This window comes from Endozoicomonas sp. PH6C (assembly GCF_059322965.1).
In genome coordinates, this window is sequence record NZ_CP185342.1 from 6,433,236 (window position 1) to 6,457,816 (window position 24,581).

The 24,581-nt window shown below is 49.0% G+C and carries 23 protein-coding genes; 10 read left to right on the plus strand and 13 right to left on the minus strand.

Annotated features, from left to right (window positions below; all coding sequences use genetic code 11):
• Window positions 1–4 precede the first annotated feature (4 nt).
• The 4 genes from ACOMG9_RS22655 to ACOMG9_RS22670 form a co-directional block, all read right to left on the minus strand.
• A complete protein-coding gene (locus ACOMG9_RS22655) occupies window positions 5–976 on the minus strand; it encodes a hypothetical protein (RefSeq protein WP_494529463.1) in 972 nt (323 codons plus the stop codon).
• 106 nt (window positions 977–1,082) lie between these two features.
• Window positions 1,083–2,414, minus strand: coding sequence for an N-acetylmuramoyl-L-alanine amidase (locus tag ACOMG9_RS22660; protein ID WP_448218864.1), 1,332 nt, complete (start codon window positions 2,412–2,414; stop codon window positions 1,083–1,085).
• Complete coding sequence (gene tsaE, locus ACOMG9_RS22665) at window positions 2,399–2,890, minus strand: tRNA (adenosine(37)-N6)-threonylcarbamoyltransferase complex ATPase subunit type 1 TsaE (protein WP_422135708.1); 492 nt, start codon at window positions 2,888–2,890, stop codon at window positions 2,399–2,401. The genes ACOMG9_RS22660 and tsaE overlap by 16 nt, the downstream gene beginning before the upstream one ends.
• Before the next feature lie 84 nt (window positions 2,891–2,974).
• Complete coding sequence (locus ACOMG9_RS22670) at window positions 2,975–4,504, minus strand: NAD(P)H-hydrate dehydratase (RefSeq protein WP_494529464.1); 1,530 nt, start codon at window positions 4,502–4,504, stop codon at window positions 2,975–2,977.
• A gap of 176 nt (window positions 4,505–4,680) precedes the next feature.
• Here ACOMG9_RS22670 and queG point away from each other — a divergent pair, with 176 nt between their 5' ends.
• Window positions 4,681–5,772, plus strand: coding sequence for a tRNA epoxyqueuosine(34) reductase QueG (gene queG / locus ACOMG9_RS22675; protein WP_448218862.1), 1,092 nt, complete (start codon window positions 4,681–4,683; stop codon window positions 5,770–5,772).
• A gap of 59 nt (window positions 5,773–5,831) precedes the next feature.
• On the plus strand, window positions 5,832–6,221 hold the full coding sequence (locus ACOMG9_RS22680; RefSeq protein WP_422472844.1) for a nuclear transport factor 2 family protein: 390 nt from the start codon (window positions 5,832–5,834) through the stop codon (window positions 6,219–6,221).
• A 44-nt stretch (window positions 6,222–6,265) separates the two neighbouring features.
• On the opposite strand, the gene ACOMG9_RS22685 is transcribed toward ACOMG9_RS22680, so the two are convergent.
• Both ACOMG9_RS22685 and orn read right to left on the minus strand, forming a co-directional pair.
• The gene (locus ACOMG9_RS22685) at window positions 6,266–7,585 is read right to left on the minus strand and encodes a DEAD/DEAH box helicase (RefSeq protein ID WP_422135712.1); all 1,320 of its coding nucleotides are present in this window, start codon (window positions 7,583–7,585) and stop codon (window positions 6,266–6,268) included.
• A 170-nt stretch (window positions 7,586–7,755) separates the two neighbouring features.
• The gene (gene orn / locus ACOMG9_RS22690; RefSeq protein ID WP_422135713.1) at window positions 7,756–8,298 is read right to left on the minus strand and encodes an oligoribonuclease; all 543 of its coding nucleotides are present in this window, start codon (window positions 8,296–8,298) and stop codon (window positions 7,756–7,758) included.
• Between the two features lie 339 nt (window positions 8,299–8,637).
• Between orn and rsgA the strand changes: the two genes are divergently transcribed.
• From rsgA to gshB, 4 genes are all read left to right on the plus strand, one after another.
• Entirely contained in the window at window positions 8,638–9,657 is a 1,020-nt protein-coding gene (gene rsgA, locus ACOMG9_RS22695) for a small ribosomal subunit biogenesis GTPase RsgA (protein WP_448218861.1), read from the plus strand.
• Window positions 9,658–9,717: 60 nt separating this feature from the next.
• The gene (locus ACOMG9_RS22700) at window positions 9,718–10,530 is read left to right on the plus strand and encodes a sulfurtransferase (protein WP_448218860.1); all 813 of its coding nucleotides are present in this window, start codon (window positions 9,718–9,720) and stop codon (window positions 10,528–10,530) included.
• Window positions 10,531–10,649: 119 nt separating this feature from the next.
• The gene (gene asd / locus ACOMG9_RS22705; RefSeq protein ID WP_448218859.1) at window positions 10,650–11,510 is read left to right on the plus strand and encodes an archaetidylserine decarboxylase; all 861 of its coding nucleotides are present in this window, start codon (window positions 10,650–10,652) and stop codon (window positions 11,508–11,510) included.
• Window positions 11,511–11,563: 53 nt separating this feature from the next.
• Window positions 11,564–12,562 (plus strand): glutathione synthase, encoded by a 999-nt coding sequence (gshB, locus tag ACOMG9_RS22710; protein ID WP_448218858.1) that lies wholly within the window; start codon window positions 11,564–11,566, stop codon window positions 12,560–12,562.
• Between the two features lie 40 nt (window positions 12,563–12,602).
• Here the strand turns inward: gshB and ACOMG9_RS22715 are convergent, their stop codons facing one another.
• The 5 genes from ACOMG9_RS22715 to ACOMG9_RS22735 form a co-directional block, all read right to left on the minus strand.
• The gene (locus ACOMG9_RS22715) at window positions 12,603–14,078 is read right to left on the minus strand and encodes an RING finger protein (protein ID WP_494529465.1); all 1,476 of its coding nucleotides are present in this window, start codon (window positions 14,076–14,078) and stop codon (window positions 12,603–12,605) included.
• A 170-nt stretch (window positions 14,079–14,248) separates the two neighbouring features.
• Window positions 14,249–15,769 carry a C2H2-type zinc finger protein gene (locus ACOMG9_RS22720; protein ID WP_494529466.1) on the minus strand — a complete coding sequence of 507 codons (1,521 nt, stop codon included), beginning with the start codon at window positions 15,767–15,769 and terminating at the stop codon, window positions 14,249–14,251.
• 210 nt (window positions 15,770–15,979) lie between these two features.
• The gene (locus ACOMG9_RS22725) at window positions 15,980–16,684 is read right to left on the minus strand and encodes a hypothetical protein (RefSeq protein ID WP_494529467.1); all 705 of its coding nucleotides are present in this window, start codon (window positions 16,682–16,684) and stop codon (window positions 15,980–15,982) included.
• Window positions 16,685–17,266: 582 nt separating this feature from the next.
• Window positions 17,267–17,845, minus strand: a complete 579-nt coding sequence (locus ACOMG9_RS22730; RefSeq protein WP_448218852.1) for a hypothetical protein — start codon at window positions 17,843–17,845, stop codon at window positions 17,267–17,269.
• Between the two features lie 18 nt (window positions 17,846–17,863).
• Complete coding sequence (locus tag ACOMG9_RS22735) at window positions 17,864–19,225, minus strand: AAA family ATPase (RefSeq protein WP_448218851.1); 1,362 nt, start codon at window positions 19,223–19,225, stop codon at window positions 17,864–17,866.
• A gap of 250 nt (window positions 19,226–19,475) precedes the next feature.
• Here ACOMG9_RS22735 and ACOMG9_RS22740 point away from each other — a divergent pair, with 250 nt between their 5' ends.
• The 4 genes from ACOMG9_RS22740 to ACOMG9_RS22755 are packed head-to-tail and all read left to right on the plus strand — an operon-like array spanning window position 19,476 to window position 22,305.
• Window positions 19,476–20,342: an energy transducer TonB gene (locus ACOMG9_RS22740; RefSeq protein ID WP_448218850.1), complete on the plus strand. Its 867-nt coding sequence runs from the start codon at window positions 19,476–19,478 to the stop codon at window positions 20,340–20,342.
• Between the two features lie 20 nt (window positions 20,343–20,362).
• Window positions 20,363–20,983 carry a YqgE/AlgH family protein gene (locus ACOMG9_RS22745; RefSeq protein ID WP_448218849.1) on the plus strand — a complete coding sequence of 207 codons (621 nt, stop codon included), beginning with the start codon at window positions 20,363–20,365 and terminating at the stop codon, window positions 20,981–20,983.
• 43 nt (window positions 20,984–21,026) lie between these two features.
• Window positions 21,027–21,467 (plus strand): Holliday junction resolvase RuvX, encoded by a 441-nt coding sequence (gene ruvX / locus ACOMG9_RS22750; RefSeq protein ID WP_422135725.1) that lies wholly within the window; start codon window positions 21,027–21,029, stop codon window positions 21,465–21,467.
• Complete coding sequence (locus ACOMG9_RS22755; RefSeq protein WP_448218848.1) at window positions 21,445–22,305, plus strand: hypothetical protein; 861 nt, start codon at window positions 21,445–21,447, stop codon at window positions 22,303–22,305. Before ruvX ends, ACOMG9_RS22755 begins: the two co-directional genes overlap by 23 nt.
• Window positions 22,306–22,325: 20 nt before the next feature.
• Here the strand turns inward: ACOMG9_RS22755 and ACOMG9_RS22760 are convergent, their stop codons facing one another.
• A complete protein-coding gene (locus ACOMG9_RS22760; protein ID WP_448218847.1) occupies window positions 22,326–23,453 on the minus strand; it encodes a PilT/PilU family type 4a pilus ATPase in 1,128 nt (375 codons plus the stop codon).
• 2 nt (window positions 23,454–23,455) lie between these two features.
• Window positions 23,456–24,490 carry a type IV pilus twitching motility protein PilT gene (locus ACOMG9_RS22765; protein ID WP_494529468.1) on the minus strand — a complete coding sequence of 345 codons (1,035 nt, stop codon included), beginning with the start codon at window positions 24,488–24,490 and terminating at the stop codon, window positions 23,456–23,458.
• Between the last annotated feature and the right edge of the window lie 91 nt (window positions 24,491–24,581).

Sequence of the window (24,581 nt, forward strand, 5' to 3'; positions counted from 1 at the left end):
GTCGTTAGAAGAGACTGGATAATAAAGCTGGCATCCAGCTCAAGGTAAAGTCCGTCAACGCAGGCATGGCATTCTGGTCGTAGTAGAGCGCAGCCATCTCATCCCTGAAATCCTTGAGTCGCCAGAGTGTCAACATGGCCGGTACAATCCGATAGCCCGGAATGGTGTACCCCAACAGAGTCAGTACTGGCAGTGATGGACTGGTAGAACCACAAACCTTTGACAGCTGAAGCATACGACGTCCTATGTTTTCACTGACTTCATAATGAACCTGACCTTTCAGGATATTCTTAAGCCCTGTCTGAAACTTCTCTATTTTCTCCTTTGAGACGACAAGGGTTGCGGCCCCCTTAATTGTTTTGCCTGCGGGGGAGGCAATACCGACAACTTTGACCAGAAACTCCCAGACTTTATTTTCAAGCTCTTCTGCGGGCAGGCCGGTCAGCGCATCAATCACCGGAGTTTCTTTCGGCTCTTTTTGTTCTATCGTCTGTTCTGCCGGGGTTTCAGTCTCTTCTGCCAAAGTGCCCTCTTGTTTCTGAGCTTCAGGTTGCTTTTGTATTTCTTTCTGCTTCCAGATCTGCTCAGGCACCAATAAGCGCGGCCTTAAAGCCAAGAGCTGTTCAGACCTGACAGAAACAGACCGGGGTGTAGAAGTGGCAGCCAGTCCAGACATGATCCTGAGGGCTGAATCTACCTCAGGGTACTCTGAAATCACCTCATAGGATTCCAGTAAATCTGACAGATCGGCATCAGGCTTTTCAGGATCAGGGGAAGAAAGTGTCAGACTCTCAAACTGTGCAATGGACCGACTATCGAGCCTGGTGAAGGTATCGCTGAAAATCCGATGCCCGGACCGGTTGACCCGGTTATTCTCATTGAGAAGGTTGTCCTGAGAACCATAAGCCGACAGCTCATCGGTTGATGCCTGATTCAGATGGGTGGGTAATAAGTTAACTGAAGCCCTCAGATGCATAGCCGAATCCTCCCTGAATTTTCCATACAATGGCACTTTACAGGAAAAAATCCGGGAAGAGACTGACCAGCCTGTCAGCATTACTGACGGTATCTTCAGGCGTCTTTCAGTTGGGAATCACCAACATCTGCCCGGTTCTGATCCGATCTGATCGACTGATATTATTGGCTGTTTTCAATGAGCTCAGACTGATATCAAAGCGATTGGCTATCTCTGACAGGGTATCACCGGCCTGGATCACATACTGGTCTGGACGAGTATCTATTTTACCCTCAGCCTTGAGCCCGGAGATCAGCGTACCGGGCGGAGGCTTCTTCACAAAGTAGCCTTTCACGCCTTTGAATATCTGTCGGGCCATAGCACGTTGATGGCTTCGGGTTTTCAGTTTACGCCCTTCTTTGGGATTGGAGATAAAGCCTGTTTCCACCAGAATAGAGGGAATGTCGGGAGACTTCAGAACAGCAAAAGCAGCTTGCTCCACCTGTTCTTTATGCAGCCTGTTGATCGTACCGATATTCTTCAGCACCTTGTCACCGACTTCCAGACTCGAAGACAGTGTTGAGGTCATGGACAAATCCAACAAAACACCCGCCAGAATATCGTCTTTGTCACTCAGGGATATGCCCCCTTCACCACCAATCAGATCTGACGAGTTTGCTCTGTGAGCCAGCCAGCGGGCAGTCTCTGATGTTGCTCCCCCCCTGGACAGGGCATACACCGAGGCACCATTCGCACGAGGATCTGTAAAAGCGTCAGCATGGATGGAAATAAACAGATCGGCTCCTGCTTTACGAGCAATAGCGGCACGTTCACGCAGGGGGATATAGTAGTCTCCGGTTCTTACCAGAACAGGCTTGAAGCCGGGCTCTTTGTTCAACAGAGCGGCGAGGTCTTTGGAAATGTTCAGCGTGACGACCTTTTCATGCCCCCCTCCATAGGCCAGTGCCCCCGGATCTTCGCCACCGTGGCCGGCATCAATCGCCACAACAATATCTCTTTTGGAAGATGTTTTAATGGGCTCTTTTACCGGATCTGCTGCTTTTGTCCGATCATCAAAGAGATCTACCACCAGACGATAGCCGTATGTGGCATTGGGTTTAAGCAGGAAGCTTTTACTGGTGACCTTATTTCTCAGATCCAGAACAATCCGCAAATCTTTCTTGTTTCGAACCCCATAACGAATCTTGCTGATAGGAGTCGAGCCGAGACGGGGATTGACTGAACTTTTGGGCTTCCGGGTGCCACGAATATCCACCACCAGTCTTCGGGGGTTGTCCAGAAAAAATTGCGAGTGAGCGACTTCACTGGAGACATCAAATACCAGACGGGTCTTATCAGGCGATCGCCAGACACGGACATCGTCAACCTGGGCTGCAAACAATGGCAGAGGCAATAGCAACAGAGCAGCAAAAAAGAACTTCCTTATCCTCGACGACATTCTCCCTCCTGCCGTCCCTGCAGTTTTCTCAACATACCCAGCCCACGTTCGGTTCCCGCTTTGATGAGAGCCTTGCGTCCGGGCAGGTTGTAATCCAGTTGTACTTCCAGATCGGCATCCGGCAGAGCTCCCTCACCTTTGCAGGGCCACTCGATCAGACACAGACAGTCTTCTTCAAAATAATCCCGCCCCCCGATGAACTCAAGCTCTTCAGGATCAGCCAGTCGATAAAGGTCAAAATGATAGACCTGCTGACCGTCAACTGAGTAGGGCTCCACCAGGGTATAAGTCGGGCTTTTCACCGCCCCCTGATGACCAAGGCTATGCAGAATACCCCGGCATAAAGTGGTTTTTCCGGCTCCCAGGTTTCCAACCAGATAAATGACGGCATGACCACTGCTTACTTCAGCCAGCTTGTTGCCAAGCTGAACCATTTCCTGCTCATTATCAATCAGCAGCTCAATCCTGCCTTCCATACACTCACTATTATCTTTACGGGAACGGGTATGGGCACCCGTTCATTATTTGTTGTGTCCATAGCTCAAGGCTGTCTCAATAGCTCAAGGCTGTTTTGCAATTTTATTCAGCTGACTTCTTATGTGAGGGAGAGTTTCCAGTGCCAGCATCCCTCGTTCGCCTTGCAGCCCCGCCAGATGGTCTGCAGCTGTCGCATGCAGCCAGACCCCCAAAGCTGCTGCATTATGGGTCTCTAAGCCCTGAGCTGCCAGTGCGGCAATCACACCGCTGAGTACATCCCCCATACCCGCCACAGCCATACCCGGATTACCATCCGGGCACAGATTCAGGATTTTTCCGTCGTATATAAGCGTGCCGGCCCCCTTTAACACGACCACTGCACCGAAACGGTTAAAGAGTTCTTTTGCAGCTTTAACCCGGTCGCCATTAATGGTTGAAGTTTGAGTTTCCAGCAGTCTCGCCGCTTCGCCGGAATGGGGTGTGAGAATCATCGGGTACTTTCGACGTTTAAGCAACGCCGGATCTTCCGAAATGATATTGAGACCATCGGCATCAATTACCACAGGGCACTCAACTTTCAGCACTTCAGCAAGGAGTTCGCGGGCCCATGAATCTTTTCCCAGACCGGGTCCCACAACCAGCAGATTTTTCCCTTCCAGGAGCACGCGAAGATCTTCTGCACCCGAAACGGCCGAGGCCATTAACTCGGGACGTCGGGCTGCCAGAGCCAAAAGATGCTCCTGACGGGTAGCCACTGTGACCCGACCAGCACCACAATATAATGCAGCTTCTGCCGACATAATGGCAGCACCGGGCATACCATGGTTCCCGGCCACCACCATAACATGGCCATTGTCGCCTTTATGTAAATCTCTGGCTCTGGGCTGAAGCCAGCGACTTAGTCTGTTTTCTGACAACCTCAGAGCTTCATTCGGCACGGCTTCATAAACCTCCCCCGGCACACCCAGATCAGCAAACTCAACCTGCCCGGACAGCTCTTTTCCCCTGCCTGAAAGCAACCCCAGCTTCATACCTATGAATGTCACCGTCACATCTGCCCTTATGGCAACGCCCATAGCGATGCCTTTGTCAGCACAAAGACCGGATGGAATATCAACAGCAAGAACAGGTCGACCCGATTCATTGATGCGAATGACAACGTCTCGATAGCGACCCTCAACGTCTCTTCCCAGCCCCGTTCCCAGCAGGGCATCGACGAATACGTCACCGGACAGCGGCGTCTCCGGTGTATAAGGATCAACATCAACACCCTCTGCGATACAGGCTTTATAGGCTGACAGGGCATCTCCTGACAGTTTTTCCGGAGAAGAGAGGAAATTCACTGAAACCGAAATCCCCCGCTTAGCCGCCAGCATGGCCACCAGATAACCATCTCCACCATTATTCCCGCCACCGCAGAAGACCTGAAGCCGATTGCCAAGAAGAAGGTCTGGCCAATGGTTCATCAGAGAGCGAAAAGCCGCACGGGCAGCCCGGTTCATCAGCTCAAAGCCATTGATCTGAAAATCATTGATTGCTACATCATCAAGCCGGCGAACTTGTTCTGCAGTATAAAGCCGGTCAAAGATGCCAACTCGATCGCTATCGTACATAAGCACTCACTCCTACCTTGATAGATTACCTTAATATCGACAGCTAAACAGCTTCGATTCCGTCTAAGAAGTAGCTCAGGATTACGCTTTTGCGGGTTTACCATTATTCTCGACAAGGGGTGTGTTAGAATGCTCGTCTATAATCTCAGATTTTTTCCCGGCAGCAACTGATCAACGTGTCTATCTCCAACGACTCTTCTGAAAGCCCTGATTATCAAAAGCTGGCTGACGATATTCGTCTTTGGGCCAGACATTTAGGCTTCCAGCATGTGGGTATTACAGAAGCCCGAATCCCGGAGCGGGACAAAAAACAGTTTCAGCAGTGGCTGGATCAGGGACTCCACGGTGATCTGGCGTACATGGAGCGACACAAGGAGCTCAGGTGCCATCCTGAAAAGCTTCATGAAGGTGTCATCCGGGTTATCTCCGCCAGAATGGATTATCTGCCCGCAGAAACCGAAACCATCAAGATTCTTAATGAACCGGAAAAAGCCTATGTTTCCCGTTATGCCCTGGGACGTGATTACCACAAGCTGATTCGCAAACGCTTAACCCAACTCGGAAAGAAAATAGAAGCAGTGGCCCCGAACCACGGTTATAGGGCATTTGTTGACAGTGCTCCCGTGATGGAAAGACCTCTCGCCCAGCAGGCGGGTCTGGGCTGGATGGGCAAACACTCACTGATTATCAACCGTAAGGCAGGTTCTTTCTTTTTCCTGGGAGAACTCTTTACTAATTTACCTCTGCCCACGGACGAACCTTATGAGAAGAACCATTGCGGCCGCTGCACCGCCTGCATGAATGTTTGCCCTACCCAGGCGATTGTCGAGCCCTACAAAGTGGATGCCAGAAAGTGCATTTCCTATCTGACTATTGAAAACAGTGGCCCCATACCCGAAGAGCTTCGCAGCAAAATGGGTAACCGAATTTTTGGCTGTGATGACTGTCAGCTTACCTGCCCCTGGAATCGATTTGCCAGACACACACAGGAAACTGACTTTCAGCCTCGTCACCATCTGGATAACAGTGATCTGGCGGATCTTTTTCTGTGGACAGAAGAAGAATTTCTGGAGCGCACCGCAGGCTCACCGATCCGACGTGCGGGCTTTGAATGCTGGTTACGGAATCTGGCAGTAGGTTTAGGCAACGCCCCCACAACGGATAAAGTCATGTCAGCACTTCATCAGCGCCAGAACTACCCCTCGGAACTGGTAAAAGAACATGTGCAATGGGCACTTAAACAACACAACCCAAATGCTCAAGATTAAATCTGTGCATGGACTACCCTTAGGAGCTACTGAGACGCAGATTCCAGAGGTTATTGATCATGTCTGTCAAGTTATCGGGTGATTCACTCACGCCCTTTCTTCATATTGTCAAACAATACGACCATTACATTCAGACTAAAGACGTCCGTGGCATCATGTCGCTGTTTGTCACAGACGACGAGCCCCACAGCTTCGGACTGCATGTCAATTTGAATGAACGGGAAGCATTGAGACAACGGTTGACAGACTACTTTAATGCCGGAGAATCCTTCTCAGCAGAATTTAAAGCAGAACCGGTTGTCTATCACTATGGCGAAGCAGCCTGTCTCTGCATGATGCTACCCGTGAAAGGTTCCGAAGGTGCTCATATCAGGGTCACTATTTTTCTGGAAAATCATTCCGGACAGTGGCTGATACGTCACCAGCATATTTCCCAGTCACCTGTTTGAAGGGATTCACCAAAGATTTAAACGGCCCTGGAACCTGGTGTTCTTCACCTTGGCTTTCCGGGTGCCTCTTTGGTGTCCCTTTGCTTACGTCTGACAGATGTATTGGGTTTATGGCCCCTGGAAACCTCCCCTGAGCGCTGCCCATCCTGATGCTCTACTCTGGGTTTCTTTGGCTTTTTGGGTTTCTTGCGCCTGGGAGGGCGGGTATCCAGTCTGGATTCTGGCAGTGCATTCACAGGCTTGAACCCCGGAATTTCCTGTCGATCAATCAGCTGACGGGTTAACCTCTCAATTGCCACCAGTTGTTTGAATTCGTCAGCACACACCAGAGAAACTGCCTGTCCGGTCGCACCGGCCCTGCCTGTTCTGCCGATCCGATGAACATAGTCTTCGGCAACGTTGGGAAGATCAAAGTTAACAACCTGCGGCAACTGATCAATATCCAGCCCACGTGCAGCAATATCAGTGGCTACCAGAACCCGAATTTCACCGCTTTTGAACTCAGCCAGTGCTTTTGTCCGGACATTCTGGCTTTTGTTGCCGTGAATAGCTGCGGCCTGGACCCCCTTGCCCTCAAGATGCCGTGTCAGCCGGTTGGCACCGTGTTTTGTTCGGGTAAATACCAGCACCTGACGCCAGTCATTCTCTGTGATCAACTGAGTCAGCAGTGCGGCTTTCTTGTTTTTGTCCACAGGGTAAACACACTGGTCTACGGTTTTAGCGGCGGCATTTCCCGGTGTGACCGAAATCTCTACCGGCGAACGCACCAGACCTTTTGCCAGATTTCGAATCTCATCGGAGAAAGTCGCTGAAAACAGTAAGCTCTGCCTGCTTTTGGGAAGGATTGCCAGAATCTTGCGAATATCACGAATAAAGCCCATGTCCAGCATACGGTCGGCTTCGTCCAACACCAGCACCTCCAGCTGTTTGAACTTCACAGCATTCTGGTTGAACAGGTCCAGTAGCCTGCCTGGCGTTGCCACCAACACATCCACGCCTCTTCTCAATTTCATCATCTGGGGATTGATCTTGACGCCCCCAAATACCACGGTTGAGCGAAGAGGAAGGTGGCGACTATAGGTTTCCACACTTTCAGCTACCTGAGCGGCCAGCTCACGGGTCGGCGTCAGAATTAACGCCCGCACCTGATTGGCCTGGACACGAGGTCCTTTTGCCAGCTTCTCCAGTATGGGCAACGTAAAGCCTGCTGTTTTACCGGTACCTGTCTGGGCCGCTGCCATGACGTCATGGCCTTCAAGTACGGCAGGGATAGCCTGAGACTGAATAGGCGAAGGGGCATCATAACCTTGCTCTGTGACAGCTTGGAGGATGGGAGCTGATAACCCCAGCGAGTCAAAACTCATGAAACATTCCCGGTTGGCGTCATTCAGCAGAACCGGGCTGAAGACTTGGCGAGGTGGGCAGTTTAACCAATATGTCTGACTGAAGCTATCAGGTCTTTGCTGCAATAACGAAAAAGAACAGCCGCTCTTTTTGAGAGCCACTGTTAAGAGCCACTGTTCTGATTAACTGATCAGGATTGAATAAAGTGTTGGCGGTAGAAACGGAGTTCTTCTATGGATTCACGAATATCTTCCAGCGCCAGATGAGTGCCTTTTTTGCTAAATTGATCAAGCAGCTCAGGCTGCCACCTTCTTGCCAGCTCTTTTAACGTACTGACATCAATATTACGGTAATGGAAAAACTCATGAAGCTCTTTCATGTAGCAGTTCAGAAAGCGGCGATCCTGACCAATGCTGTTCCCGCACATGGGTGATGCACCGACCTTGGAGTACTGTCTGAGAAAGGCCAGAGTCATTTGCTCGGCCTCAGTCAGACTGATCTGGCTTTCACGGACTCTTTGGGTCAACCCCGTTTCACCGTGGGTTTTGATACACCACTCATTCATATTCGCAAGGACTGCATCACTTTGATGCACCGCTATCACGGGGCCTTCAGCAATAAAATTCAGCTGATCATCTGTAACAATGGTCGCAATTTCCAGAATTTGGTCGTGTTCGGGATCAAGTCCCGTCATTTCCAGGTCGATCCAGACAAGATTATCTGCTTTAGCCATCAAGCACCCGATTTCCTTTAGAAAGATGTGCCAGCCCAACAATGAATACGGCTTGAATTCAAAGGTTTGAAATAGCCCTGAAACCGATTCTGTAACATTTTCACAAAAAATATCGGCAAATGAAGAAAGCCATGGCTGACTTATTTAGTCTAACCGATCATAATCTCTCCGTGAAACCTACACTCGCTTCCTTCTGACCGCTCCGTAGCTCAGTATCGATTGGCACCTTCTGTCTATCCACTTAAAGATGTGGGCATCAGCGAGACAAAGGCTATTTCTGGCCATTGCCATGAAAAGCCAGAATCTATCCAGCAGACCAGGTAAAACCTTGAGTAAACCATGAGTAAGCGCAAACTAACGCGCAAACAGAAATGGCGCATAGAGAAAGTCCAGCAGGAACGCATTGCCCGCGCCAGGAAGCGGGAAGAGCTTATTGAGCAAAAAATACAGGATGATAACCTGGGACCTGAACAACAAGGTCTGATCATCGCCCACTATGGTGCAACCCTGGATATCGAGCCATGGGGCCAAACCGGTGCTGTTCGTCGATGCCACCTGCGGACCAACCTCCCACCCCTGGTCACCGGAGACCAGGTGGTGTGGCGTCCGTCCCTGAAAGACGAAACCGGGGTGGTGGTCGCCCTCGAAGGTCGCACCAGCCTGCTCACCCGGCCTGACAACCATGGTCGAATCAAACCCGTTGCCGCCAATATTGACTATATCGTGCTGGTCATAGCGCCTGTGCCCATTCCTCATACCAATCTGATTGACCGCTATCTGGTTGCTGCCGAGACGGTTGGCATTGAACCGGTTCTTTTGCTGAACAAAATCGACCTGCTGGATGAAGAAGGCATGGAACTGATGGACGATATGCTGGCGGTTTATGAAGACATTGGTTATCAGGTCCTGCGGGCTTCTACCCGCTCAGAAGATGGACTGGTGCCTCTCAAGGCTCTGCTGGATGAGCATGTCAGTGTCTTTGTTGGACAGAGTGGTGTGGGAAAGTCCTCCCTGGTTAATGCACTCTTACCCGGTGTTGATATCCGTGTCGGTGACCTTTCCGAAGCCACCGGCAAAGGCATGCATACCACCACTGCCGCAAAGCTCTTCCATTTCCCCGCAGGTGGCATGTTGATTGACTCACCCGGCATTCGGGAATTTGGCCTCTGGCATATTGATGCCCAGTCGGTTCTTGAAGGTTTCAGGGAATTCAGACCCTACCTTGGTCATTGCCGATTCCGAGACTGTCAACATGAGAAGGAACCGGGTTGTGCCTTGAAGCAGGCTCTGGAAGATGGCGAAATTCTGGAAGAACGAATGTTCAGCTATAAACAGATTGTCGACTCTCTGGACCTCTGACGGGTCCGTGTTAGCATAGGCTATCGCCTTTTTCTCATCAGCCATGAATGAAGAAGTACAATGAACTCAATAGACGATCTGCCACTGATCCTTGAAGCTGATCAGCTGGAACCTCTGCTGGGGCACGAAGACCTGCTGATAGTAGACCTTTGCAACCCGCAACTATACAGCCACTCCCACATTCCCGGTGCCCTGAGCATTTCTCCACAGAACATGGTTTCCGGTGTAAAACCGGCAGCGGGCAAACTTCCTGCCGTTGAACAGCTGAACCAGATGCTCTCCAACATTGGCTACAGCAAAAACAAACACATTGTTGTTTATGATGACGAAGGCGGTGGTTGGGCAGGCCGTTTCATCTGGACGCTGGATGTGATCGGACACAAGAAATACAGCTACCTGAACGGTGGTGCACACGTCTGGCTGAAAGAAGGTCATCCCACCGAAAGCACCATTAACCGCCCTGAACCGACACAAGTTGATCTGAAGATTGATGACTCTGTGATTGCCAACAAAGAGCTCATCATGAATTCACTGGAAGACTCAAACACTGTGATCTGGGATGCCCGATCAGTTGATGAATATCGCGGTGAAAAACGCTTCTCACAAAAAGGGGGGCACATTCCGGGTGCCGTAAACCTTGAATGGACACTGGCCATGGATCATGACCGTAACCTCAGAATTCGCAACGACATCGCCGATATTCTTGAACAGCTGGGCATTACCCGGGACAAAAACGTCATTACCCATTGTCAGAGCCATCATCGCTCGGGCTTTACCTATCTGGTGGGCAAGTCTCTGGGTCTCTCTATCAAAGCTTACGACGGCTCCTGGTCAGAGTGGGGCAATCTGCCCGATACCCCCGTCGAAACCTGAGGAATAATGGCACTGTTTAATCTTAAGCAGTGCCGTTTCTGTCTACTCAGCGTCTACTTGTGAGCCCCTGCTCTCACCATTACAATCCAATACTCTTAAAAACAGGATGAGTCCTGACTGTGAAAGAACAATTTTTTGCCTTTATCCAATATTTTCTGCCGCACCACCTTATTTCACGGGCGGTATATTGCTTTGTTGAGAGCACCTGCCCCAGGTTCAAGAATGCGCTGATCCGCCGCATCATCAAACAATATGATGTTGATATGAGCGAGGCTGATCGCGAAACCCCCGAAGAGTATCTTCACTTTAACGATTTCTTCACCCGTTCCCTGAAATCAGGGGTGCGACCCCTGCCTGAAGACGAAAGCCTGATCGTCAGCCCTGCTGACGGCGAAGTCAGCCAGCTCGGCGACATCGAGAATGGCAGGATTTTCCAGGCCAAAGGGCACGACTACAGCCTGATTGAACTGCTGGGCGGAGACAGTGATCTGGGCCAGGAATTCATGGGTGGAAAGTTCGCCACGATCTACCTTTCTCCCCGTGATTACCACCGTGTTCATTCACCTTTCGGTGGCACTCTGCGAAAAATGATCCACGTTCCGGGTCGTTTGTTTTCGGTGAATCAGGGCACTGTTGAAAACATTCCAAACCTGTTTGCCCGAAATGAACGTGTCGTGGCTATTTTTGATACTGAGCGCGGACCGATGGCTGTTATCATGGTCGGTGCCATGATTGTTGCCAGTATTGAAACCGTCTGGGCCGGACTGGTGACCCCCATCAGAAAAAAAGTTCGTACCTTTGAGTACGGCGAAGACTCGGCAGAACAGGTCTCCCTGAAACGGGGTGATGAAATGGGCCGATTCAAGATGGGCTCTACTGCCATTGTGCTCTTTGGCAAAGATCAGGTTGACTGGCTTGAATCCTTCGAAGCCGGATCGAAGATCAGGATGGGAGAGGCCCTGGCTGCATCTGCAAAATAGATGAAGGACTCAATTAAGGATACACTGCGGTTTTTGATCGCCCCGGACTTGCAATGACAATTAAACTCGGCGTCGTGATGGACCCTATTGAGTCCATCGAATACAAAAAGGACAGTACTCTGGCGATGCTGGTCGCAGCCCGAAAAAAAGGCTGGGAGCTGTTCTATATGCAGCAGGAAGACCTGTATCAGTCAGAGGGTGTCGCCTATGGCAGTATGCGTCCCTTGCAGGCCCGCTACAATCCGCATGACTTTTATTCTCTGGGAGATCGGGAAGAGCAGCCGCTGAGCACTCTGAACGTGATTCTGATGCGTAAAGATCCTCCTTTTGACATGGAGTTTATTTACAGCACCTATCTGCTTGAACAGGCTGAGGCCGCTGGCACACTGGTGGTCAACAAACCCCAGAGTATTCGTGACTGCAACGAAAAAATGTTTGCCACTCTGTTCCCCCAGTGTACACCCCCGGTCATGGTGGCCCGCAGTGCACGACACCTGAAAGCTTTTGCCGAAAAACACGGCGATGTGGTTCTCAAACCGCTGGATGGTATGGGAGGGTCGTCTATTTTCAGAACTCACCCGAATGATCAGAACTTCAGTGTGATTGTTGAAACCCTGACCCAACACGGGCAACAACAGGCCATGATCCAAAAATACATTCCCGAGATCAAGGCAGGCGACAAACGCATTCTATTGATCGACGGTGAACCGGTACCTTACGCTCTGGCACGTATCCCGGCTGAAGGTGAACTGCGTGGCAACCTTGCCGCGGGCGGCAGTGGTGTGGGCCAGAAGCTGACCGAAAAAGATTACTGGATCGCAGAGCAGGTGGCGCCAGTATTGAAAGAGAAGGGTCTGCTGTTCGTGGGGTTGGATGTTATCGGAGAATATCTGACCGAAATCAATGTCACTTCACCCACCTGTATACGACAGTTGGATGACCAGTTTGGTATTAGCATTGGTGACAGGTTGATGGACAAGATTGAGGAAAAGCTGTCCAGGAGGCTGACCGAGAATAGTCTGCCCTACTGCGGCGGCAGCAAATTGGTCTGAAAATCCGTTCCCACGGCTGGCCACCCTCTCCCACCACTCGTTACCTGCTGTGATCTTTTCTTAAGTGATCCCAAAGAGCTCTCCTGCTTAGCTTCTCGCACTCAGAGCAGGTTCGCTCTCCAGCGTGATCTTCTCTATGAGCCACCAGGACCACGACATTCCTGAAGAGCCGCCCGCATACCTGCCGCTGGCCATCTTCGTCGATTCTGGTCACACGACAGATTAGTCGCCCGGAAGTTCTTGTTATGGCAGCGAAAGAGGCCCTCTGTGAGGAACTGGCCCGACCTTCTGTTTCAAAACGGTATGGTGGCAGGAGTCGACAAATGCCATAACAGGGATAGACGGGACAGTTAGAACCCAAAGTATGCAAATTATGCTGCGTAGTGCCAACGAAAAAGAACGCTGGGGCAATGGGACGAGCTTCTGCTTCAGCCACCCTTCTACGATGGTATGGTGGCAGGCGTCGACAAATGCCGCCATTACAGGAATCGACGAAACAGGCAGGCCCCAAATTGTGCCTATTATGCTGGGTAGTGTTAACGGAAGAGTCCGTTTGTGAGGAGCTGACAGTCGTGAGCTCGTTGTAGTCCCTTTGTACCTCTGAGCATGATCTGAAATCCGGTAATTGCGCTAATGAAGACAGGTTCCCTCTGCAAAGTGGGCAGGAACATTGTGAAGTGCTCAGAATTACCTTTTGTAAACAGTGTTTGTCAATTTTCTGCGAACAACAGGGAGTTGCAATCACATCAGTAAGCTTGTCCAGGCATACGGGACAATTCTCAACGGCTTGCGCCATCTCTCCGCCAGAGGGTGGTGGCCGGAATCGACAAACGCCATTACAGGAATCGACGTAACAATCTAAACCATAAGTATGTTGGGGTTGTTCAGGGTCTTCTTTACCGTCGCGACGTCGAGACAGGCGCTTGGCGAAAAAGCGTCTAAGGCGGGTGATTTTTCCTGAGGCCTTCTGACCGGAGGATGCTGACGCCTGGCTTTGTTGGCCATTTTCTTTTTGACTCTTTCCGGGAAGTACCATTGTCGTGATTGCAAACGGATAATCCTCTTGTGTCGAAATAGATGCCGCCTCCGGTTCATCTGCCGGGTTGAACAGTGATGATTCAGGGTTCCAATAGCTTTTTAAAAGCATGCCGACGGTGATGAGTGCTTCTTCAGGTAGCCGCGAGTCAGGTTTGGAGCCCGGTGGGGCTTCATGGGTGATCAGAGCCAGTCCGTAGGCAACCAGCAGTTGAGTGGCGTATAGTAACTGCCAGGAAATCGTCTCAATACAGGTTGTTGCTAACCCGTAACCGTTAAGTTCACCTGATGTGGCATCAGCCAGTAAACTCGGGTCTGTGTAGCTGTTTGCGTCGTCAATGTCTAACGAGCTGTCCAATAACGTATTCAGGTTGGGCTTCATAGAAAAGACCTGGTCTGTAACCTGATCCTGTGCAAGCTCGACAACAAAAGGTCTTACCAACTCCTCGGCCCCGCAAACGACGGACAACGGGAGCAGCAAAAGAAGCACCGTAGGAAGTGTTTTTTTCACCATTACGTCCCTACACTTTTTATTTCTGTACGCGCAAAGTAGACCAGCGACAGAATAAGTGCATATTTCTGTCAAAAAGCAAAGGTTGCAACGGTTAAATATTCGCATGACCGCGTCCGGCCACCCTCTCCGACCATTGGTTACCTCCTGTGATTTCTTCTTTTGTGGAGCGACAGGGCTTGAGCGTTTGGTAGGATCTTCCGGCAATCAGGGCAGCAGATTAGCTCTCCGGTGTGATCTCTTCTCCTGTGGTCCCTCAGGGCTTGAGCGTTTAGCAGGATCTTCTGGCACTCAGGGCAGGTTTGCTCACCGGTGTGATCCCTTCTCCTGTGGTCCCTCAGGGCTTGAGCGCTTGGCAGGGTCATCTGGCACTCAGGGCAGGTTTGCTCAACGGTGTGATCTCTTCTCCTGTGGTCCCTCAGGGCTTGAGCACTTGGCAGGGTAATATGGCACTCGGGGCAGGTTTGCACTTGGGTGTGATCTAGTCTTGCGTGAGCCAACAGGGCTGAGGCATTCGTGAAGACCGCCCTGCATGGCCGCACCATGCCATCTTCGTTGATTGTGGCCAAGCCACAGGTCAGGTGCCCCCCTGCTATTGATGTGGCAGCGAAATAAGCCGCCTGTGTGGAAATGGTAAAAGGGGGCTGGGGCTCGTTATAAGAACCTGGTAAGTCCTGCTGCGCCTCTCCGCTTACTGCAAAATCCGGTAATTGTGCTGTAGAACTCATGTCTGCTCTGCAAAATGGGCAGGCTTTTATTAATGATCGCCGAGTGGTCTGAAATATCCTTCGCAAACAGTGTTTGTCAATTTTCTTCGAACAACAGGAAACAACATACAAATCAGTGAACTTTTGAAGGCATATAGGGCACTCATCATCGCCTGATTCAGCCAGCTCACTGCCATCGGATGGCGGTCGTAACTGACAAACACCATGACAGGAACCCGCGTAACAATCTAAACCGTAAGTATGTTGGTGTTGATGTTCAGGGTCTCCGTTACCGTCGCCAGAGCCGAAATCCAGAGGGCTGATGAAAGAAGCTCCAGGTTGGTTAGTTGTTCCTGAGACCTGCTGACCGGATGATGCTGATGGCTGGTTTGCCGGGTCATTTTTTTGTTCACACTGCCCGGGCAGCACCATGGTGGTGATCGCAAACGGATGATCTCTCTGTGTCGAAATAGAAATTGCCTCCGGTTGATCTGTTGGCTTGAACAACAATGAATCAGGGTCCCAAAAGCTTTTCAAAAGCCAGCCGACGGTGATAAGTGCTTCTTCAGGTAGCCACGAATCAGGTTTGGAGCCCAAGGGGGCTTCATGGTTGGTCAGAGCCAGTCCGCAGGCGACCAGCAGTTGAGTGGCGTAAAACAATTGCCATGAAATTGACTCGGTAAAGGTGTCTGCTAACCCGTAACCGTTAAGCCCACCGGGTGTGAAATCAGCCAGTAAACCCGAGTCTGTGAGGCCGTTTGTGTCATCAATGCCTGATGAGCTGCCCGACAATGAATTCAGGTTAGGCTTTATAGAAAAAAACCGGTCTGTATCCTGATCCTCTGCAAGCTCGACAACAAAATGTCTTACCAGCTCCTCGGCCCCGCAAACGACGGACATCGGGAGCAGCAAAAGAAGCACCGCAGGAAGTATTTTTTTCAACATTATGTCCATACACTTTTTATTTCTGTTCACGCAAAGTAGACCAATAACAGGATAAGTGCATATTTCTGTCAAAAACCAAAGGTTGCAACGGGTAAAATTCACCGGGAAGAAGGTTTCTCGTTCTCATGCTCCAGCGTGGAAACGAGTTAAAAAAAGGAGGGGGATTTTTTTACCCCCCCCATGTTCATCGAAAATCATTTCAATCTAAACCAGTCCAATTCATTTGAACCTGACATAAATTTCTCGATTCAATATTTCTTCGATTTTAAGAAGCCTGGATTCCATTTTGTTGTAATACAACCAGGCTTCGTTGCCTAAAAGGCGCATAGGGTTTTCTTCAAACCACAAGACATGGCTTTTAATTTCCAGATACAATTCAAGAAGCAAAGAATCATCACCATATTTTTTAAAAAGAGATTTTGCCAGGGTAAAACGAGTTTCATTTTCAACCTCTATAATACCAAATTTTTTATTAAACTGAGTTGCGGCTTTAAATCCATCTTCGATAATCTTTTTATCGTCGTCAGGTTTATTGCAAATATCTTTAGCTCGACCAATAGCAGTATCTATAGCCTTATTCAGAATATCATTTTCAAGTTTATTCTTCATCTGGTGCGCACGAGTTCCAAAAACTTTCATCTTATTTTCATCAAACCTTTTAAATGCGTCAAAAACTGCACCAATAATACGGCTAAAAATATTTTTCCTGCCTGTTTCAGCGGTGACATCGACATCAACAAATCTATATGTATGATTACTGGGGCGGACAGAAACATGGTAATTTCTATTTGCTTGCTCCGAGTAAAATATTGCTTTTTTCTCACCACCTTCGAACCCACTAATTCCATCAATGAGTGTTCGGTCGATCATCATATTATCCAATCTATGAATATAAGTGGCAGCTGAATATCCTTGAGTATTCATATCAATTACCTCCGTGGAAGTTAATCAAGATACCTATCACTTTGGATAAGCAGTAAGTACCTAACCAGTTGGTTTCGCATATTCTGGACGGCGGCTTTTTCCACCCTTCTGCGTTCCAACTCTGGTTGCGTAGCTAAGGCTACGCGCCCGTCGTTGCGCCTTGAAGGATGAAAAAATCCACTCGCCAGAATATGCGAAACCAACTGGCCAGGTACTTAAATATGTTTTAAAAAGATATAGAAAAGTCATCCTGACTATAATGACAACTCTGTTGGCAAGACTAACAATCGATAGCGATTAATAAGCTTTCAGGAGATAATTAACTTCGCTATCTTGTCTACTTGATCGATGATTGATTCCGGCGATTTCTCTACTCTTATCCCCAAGGTTTTCAGTACAGCTTTGGGTATACTGACGATACTTGCTCCACCGGACTTTCTGACAGCTATAGATGTCATGGTACTTTTCTCCTGATGTTTTACTCAAGTACAACCACGACAGGGTTTTACTCAAGTAAAACTATCTAATGAGTATAAAACCCCGTACTGTGAGGATGGAGACATAAGCCCGGCTTGTATCAATTCATTCTATTAATTCGTTCAGCCGTATTCTTGCTATCCTGCCTCGAACTGAATGGAAGTGTACTTTACCATCCTCTTTATTGGATGATCTTTTTACCCTTGTTAATCTTTTCTTAATCATTGACTTTCCGGTATGAACACAAACCCTCTTGAAGGATAATTCTTCTTTAACCGAGTGCCATGTTTTAGCAAGAGAAAATAGATACTCAACAAAAAGCTCAGAGTTCTGAAGCTGTAGCCTTAACTCACTTTCTCTTGGTTTATTTGATTTCATATCGCCAACAACAGCAATTAAACTCCCTTTGTTTCTTGTCAAAATAACAAAATCACAGCTTTTATTAACTTTGTCATGCTGAACATTTAGATAGCATGAAAGCTGTTTAAAACATGCTTTCAAACGACCAGATGACCGATAATCCAGAGTAAAAGCAATATCTCCATTAGTAAGGCCTGTTATTTCCAGACTCCTGAGTTTTGCATCTGCTCCAGTTTCTTTAACAGTAACTGTAAGCATGCCTGACCTTTCCACTATGGGCAATATAACCTCTGGTGCAAGCAAAGCAAGAAATTCAGATCTCATAAAACCAAGCCCCTGAATTCAATACATCTGATAATAAATGTCATCTTGCAATGTATTGGCATCCTCTATTTTTTGATCAAAAACATCGGTATCAATACCCTCTTCAGTGACCTCCAACTGATGAACTTTATGATCAGAGTGTACTGTGTACGCCTTAACCTGTTCTGGCCGTAATATATCTTCTTTGACCATCTTATGTTCTTTCATGAGGTGGGATCGCCCTTTGAAATCAACATTAAGCATGATTCTGTTATTTATTTCACGCACCAGAAAATCGCTGTGAGTAGTCATAACAACTTTAATACCAGCATTAACTAACCTGGTCAGTAACTTGGCCATTTGCCTTTGCTTATCTGGGTGAAGATTTAACTCTGGCTCATCAATAATCAGAACACTGTTTTTTTCAGCTATAGAATTGATATACAGATCCAACAAAAACAGTGACTTAATCGAAGAAGAAGCCAGATAGATGGGTAGAGCAGTTTTATCCCTGTTTCGCTCTTTAACAGGTTGATAAAGGACCTGGTCATTTACAGTTTTAAAACCGCCACCAATAATCTCTCTTAACGCATCAAAAACAGGCTTGTATTCACCTGCTTTATCTTCTTTAAGAAAACTTTTTTTCTTTGCAATATTATCAGTATCACGAATAATATCGATATTATCCTTAATAGGTTCTGCGTATCTGGAACGCATACTATTCAACAACTTGAATGGGTTAATCCCCTTTTTGCTGCTATCGGACAAATGCTCAACCAGAATATTCTTACTAAGATCCAGCTCTTTATAGAAAAGAGAAATACCAGTCCTTTCAGAAGTCAGTACAAAAGGTGTCAATATGCAAGCACCAAGAAGCGTCCTGGCCAGCTCCCGCTCTACAATATCAATAATGGCAGGCTCAGGTAGATCTGAATCAGTATCCTGAAGCGTGACAATAAGAGTATTATCCCCTGCCTCTTTAGAGACAAGTAGCACATCCTTTCTACCCAATCTCACTACTCGATGGATATTTTCACTCAAATCCAGCGTATAGTTTTCAAGCTTCAGACCCACCCTGGCTTTCGACATCAGGTCGGAATCCGTGTTGAAGTACTTCCCAAGATTGTGGCTAAAACGATCAGACATGTTCTTGAGAATCTGATCGAGCTTTCCCGCATAGTCTGTCAACGAGAGCTTTGCAGTTCCATGCTCCTTCAAATTCTTAAAAATCTCAGGTTCAAGATTAAACGAGGCTATAAAAGGGTAATCTTTCAACAAGCCATACATAGCGTAGTTGAGCCAGGTTTTGCCGACATTATTTGGACCACAGATCAGAGTCATATCTCCCAACTCTATTGATCCCTGATCCACATACCCCAGATTTTTAAATGTAAATTTCATAATGATGGGTGTACCGAACTTTCTCAGACCTCAATAATACACAATTTTCGTTACCATACGGCAAGTGAGTAGGCCTGACACCTATACCCATTGGAAATATGTCCCCAAACCCCGCAAGCAGTACTTGCGTACCCTATGCTCATTGATGACAATGCTTATGTAGCTGGTGAGGTATTGTGATAACCTTCCAGGCCCCAGGGAGATCAACTATAAGATTCAGGATGCACTACCCAAGAGGCCCACTCCGTCAATGACGACCGTTTCTTCTGCCGACCGCCTAGGCTTTACCGTTTTTATGGCAGCCGCTATTCATGCCGTGATTGTGCTCGGTCTGTCTTTTGGACTTGAAGACAAAGCTCCACCTCCGAAAACGCTTGAAGTCACCCTTGCGACCTACAAGAGCCAGAAAAAGCCGGAAGATGCCGACTTCCTGGCCCAGCTGAATCAGCAGGGCAGTGGCACACTTGAAAAAAAAGCCACACCCACTACCGACCGAAAAGCCGACATACAGGACAACAAAATCAACGAGGTTGAGCTTCAGCCACAGGAAGCTGCTGCGCCTGAAACGCAAGCAAAGAAAACATCTCAGGTCGTTACCCGGGCTGAGAGTGAAAAAAAAGTTCAGGACACTGACGTTATTGACCAGCCCACAGATGAACAGCCCAAAAAGGCTGAGTTCAGCAAACAGATCGATCTGCGTCAGGAGATTGCCAGCCTCGAAGCTCAACTCAGTGACCAGCGCCAGGCCTATGCCAGGCGCCCTAATGTGAAACGACTGACCTCAGCCTCAACCATGCTTGAGCCCGGTGCCGCTTACAAAAATGCCTGGAAACAGAAGGTCGAACGTATCGGTAACCTGAACTACCCTGCCAAAGCCCGCCAACAACAACTGTACGGCGAGCTCCGTATGATGGTGGCAATTAACCGTGATGGCACTCTGTCCAGTGTCGAAATCTTAAAATCTTCGGGTTACAGCGTTTTAGATGATGCGGCTCTCCGAATTGTCAGGTTAGCTTCTCCCTACGCACCCTTCACTGACGATTTACGGGATTACGACATTGTCGAGATCATTCGTACCTGGCGCTTTGAAAAAGGTGACAGACTATTTAGCCAGTAAGGTTTCTGAGCGAATATTCATTGAGCACTTTATTTGCCATCGGGACCGTTTGCCCTGATACTCCCACCATGAGTAGTGAAACCTTTCAAAGCCTCAAAAACCACTTCCTGATTGCTATGCCTCGCATGGCAGATACTTCTTTTGCGGGTACTCTGACTCTGGTTTGTGAACACAATCCCGGCGGCGCATTGGGAATCATCGTTAATCGCCCGACCGATCTGACGCTGGGTGAAGTGTTCAGTCAGGTAGGCATCAGCGATGCGGACGAATGCTTTCTCAGTCCCGACACCATTTATGCCGGCGGCCCGGTGGCGATTGAAAGGGGCTTTGTTCTCCACTCTGGCAGCGATCGATGGGATTCCAGTCTTGAAATCAGTCATGGGCTTGCGCTAACCACTTCCAGGGACATTCTGTTCGCCATGGCCCGGGATGAAGGCCCTGATGCTTCACTGGTGGCCCTGGGCTATGCCGGCTGGGGTGGCGGTCAACTTGAAAAAGAGTTGTCTGATAATGCCTGGCTCACCTGCAAGGCCAATCAACAGATTATTTTCGAAACGCCTTTCCAGCGACGTCTGGATGCTGCCGCCAACTCATTGGGCGTCGATCTTCGGCTGCTCTCTGATCAGGTTGGCCACTCATAGCCCCCCTCAGCAAAAGGCTCACTCTGGCAACGTTAAAGAAAACATGACTGAAAAAAAACTGAATACCCTGATGGGCTTTGACTTTGGTACACGTAATATTGGTGTGGCTGTCGGTCAGGCTGTGACTCGAACGGCGACAGCATTACCTTCTATCAAAGCAAAAGATGGTATTCCAAACTGGACCGATGTTGCTGCGCTGATTGAAGAATGGCAGCCGGATGCCGTCGTGGTGGGTATCCCTCTGAATATGGACGGCACCGAGTCCCCGATGTCGATGCGAGCCAGAAAGTTCGGCAAACGTCTCCATGGTCGTTACAACCTGCCTTTCTTCGAAGCGGATGAGCGTCTAAGCTCTTTTGAAGCCAAAGACTGGGCAAACAAACTGGGCCACAGTGGGCACTATGGCTCTAGTCCCGTCGATGGTATGGCAGCACAAATCATACTGGAAGGCTGGATGAACGATGAGAACAACCCGGTACTCTAGCTACGCTCTTTCAACTCTGTTTATTCTGTTTCTGGCTACCCTGTGCCTGAAATCCCAGGCCGGTGAGAGGGACATTATTCACCCTCTCTGCTTTGAACCTTTCGCCAATCTGGAAGCAGGCAGCCAGTCGTCAGGCAAGAAGACCATCGACCTGAATGACTGCATGAACAAATACCTCAGTTACCCTTTCAAGCAGCCTACCCCATGGCAGGCTGTTTTTGAAAAAAATGATCAACCCGAATACAACAGTGAAACCGGTTTACCCACTTATTCCAGCTATACATTGATTGGGCAGATGGAAAACCAGCAGGTGTTGATGAGTTATTCTGTCAGTTACGGAGGCAGCGGCACATTTAGCCATGCTTTTCTGGTTGAGGGTATCTCACTGCAAAAGCAGGTCCCCAATAACACGACACTGACCCAGACTTTGCTCGTTGAAGGCGGTGATCGCTGCTTCGGAAGTATTGAACACCTGTCTATTATTTCGCCTCAGAAATTTGAGATCCGGCGCAAAGTAACACCCAGTGCGCTCGTTGGTTACGGGATGAAGGCAGACTACGCACAGCGAATGACGAAAGGCCTGCCAGATTGTGCGCTATGTTGCATAGGCAGTTTAGTGGAGCAGGTGGATATGAAAGGCAACAGAGAGCTGGTGAACGTCATTCTGCTGCCAAGAGAATTGCGTGAAACGGCGACAAAGCAGGAACGCTGCCTGAACCGTCTCACCAAAGCAGACATCCATACCGATATTTTCACCAAAGAGGATTTTGTAACCCTTCAACAGAATTACATTAAAGAGTGCCCGGACTACGATACTCCCTCCCTCAAGGGGCTCTGATACCGGGCTTCAATCGGGCTCTAATAGATCTCCTCATGCTGCAAACTAAGCTTGTCTGCCATTTTGGTCAGATGCTCCCCATCAGCCTCTGGCCCCAGCTTGATCATGAGACGCAGATCGTTGGGTGAATCCGCATGCGCCAGAGCTTCTTCGTAGGTGATTTCTCGATTGTTATAAAGCTCAAACAACGCCTGATCAAAGGTTTGCATACCCAGCTCGCGGGACTTCTTCATAATGGTCTTGAGTTCATGAACATTGCCGTGAAGGATAGTATCCTGAATCAAGGGTGTATTGAGAAGGACTTCAACGGCTGCCCGGCGATCTTTGCCATCCCGGGTTCTCACCAGCTGCTGGGCAACCAGGCCTTTCAGGTTCAGGGATAAATCCATCCATATCTGACTATGACGATCCGCCGGGAAGAAATGGATGATCCTTTCCAGTGCCTGATTAGCATTATTTGCGTGCAGTGTCGCCAGACAGAGATGCCCTGTCTCTGCGAATGCCAGGGCATATTCCATAGTTTCACGGGTCCTTATTTCACCAATCATGATGACATCCGGTGCCTGTCGCAGGGTGTTTTTCAGAGCCACGGCATACGACTCTGTATCAATGCCTACTTCACGCTGGGTGACAATGGATTTGCGATGCTGATGGATAAATTCGATCGGGTCTTCAATACTGATGATGTGCCCGCAGGCATGTTCATTCCGATGCCCGAGCATCGCCGCAAGGGAAGTCGATTTACCAACACCGGTCGCCCCAACAAAAAGCACAAGGCCTCTTCTGGTCATAGAAAGGTCTTTAATCACCTTCGGCAACTTCAGCTGATCCAGTGTCGGGATCTGGGTCTCAATCCTTCTCAATACCATGCCAGCCAAATTTCGCTGGTAGAAAGCACTGACACGAAAGCGGCCTATTCCAGAGGCTGATATTGCAAAGTTGCATTCATGCTCGCGATTAAATTCGGCTTTTTGATCCTCATCCATCACACCGTAGACCATGTCCCGGGTCATGGCAGGTGCCAGAGGTTCCCTGGTGACAGGAACAATCCTGCCATTGAGTTTAAAACTGGGTGGAAAGCCAGCCGTGATAAATAAGTCAGAGGCCTTCTTTTCGGCCATCACTTTTAGTAAACGATTGATATCCATGGTTAAAAGTTTTCCGGGTCCCGGGCTTTTTCCTGAGCCACATCTTTGGCAATCAAGCCTTTTCTCACCAGCTCGTGGAGACACTGGTCAAGTGTCTGCATACCCAGGGCACCTCCGGTCTGGATGGAAGAGTACATCTGGGCAATCTTGTCTTCGCGAATCAGGTTACGAATAGCAGGAGTACCGATCATAATCTCGTGGGCTGCCATACGTCCGCCGCCGTTTTTCTTGAGCAGGGTCTGGGAGATAACTGCCTGCAGGGATTCTGAAAGCATGGAGCGCACCATGGCTTTTTCAGCTCCCGGGAATACGTCCACCACACGGTCTATCGTCTTGGCTGCGGAGGTGGTATGCAGAGTTCCAAAAACCAGGTGACCGGTTTCTGCAGCCGTCAGCGCAAGACGAATGGTTTCAAGATCGCGCATCTCACCCACCAGGATAATATCGGGGTCTTCACGAAGTGCCGAGCGCAGTGCGTCGCTGAAACTGTGGGTATCCCTGTGAACTTCCCGCTGGTTGACCAGACATTTTTTGGAGGTGTGAACAAATTCAATGGGGTCTTCGATGGTTAGTATATGCTCATACTTGTTGTCATTGATGTAATCCATCATGGCCGCCAGACTGGTACTCTTACCGGAACCTGTAGGGCCCGTCACCAGTACCAGCCCCCGGGGCTTCAGAGCAATATCCTTGAACACCTGACCCATGCCCAGTTCATCCATCGAAAGCACTTTACTGGGGATAGTACGAAATACAGCACCGGCTCCGCGGCTCTGGTTAAAGGCGTTGACACGAAAGCGGGCGACGCCGGGGACTTCAAACGAAAAGTCAGTTTCCAGCTTCTCTTCGTAGTCTTTTCGCTGCTTGTCGTTCATGACGTCATAGATCAGGCTGTGAACGTGCTTGTGATCCATGGGAGGCAGGTTAATCCGGCGAATATCCCCGTCTATACGAATCATGGGTGGCAGGCCGGCTGAGATGTGAAGATCCGAAGCGCCTTGCTTGTGACTGAAGGCCAGCAGTTCGGTTATGTCCATGAATTTCCCCCTGAAACCCGGACGCAGGTAAAATAGACCGGGACTCCTTCTTATGTTCAACCGAAATATCGGTTTCTACCTATTAACCAAC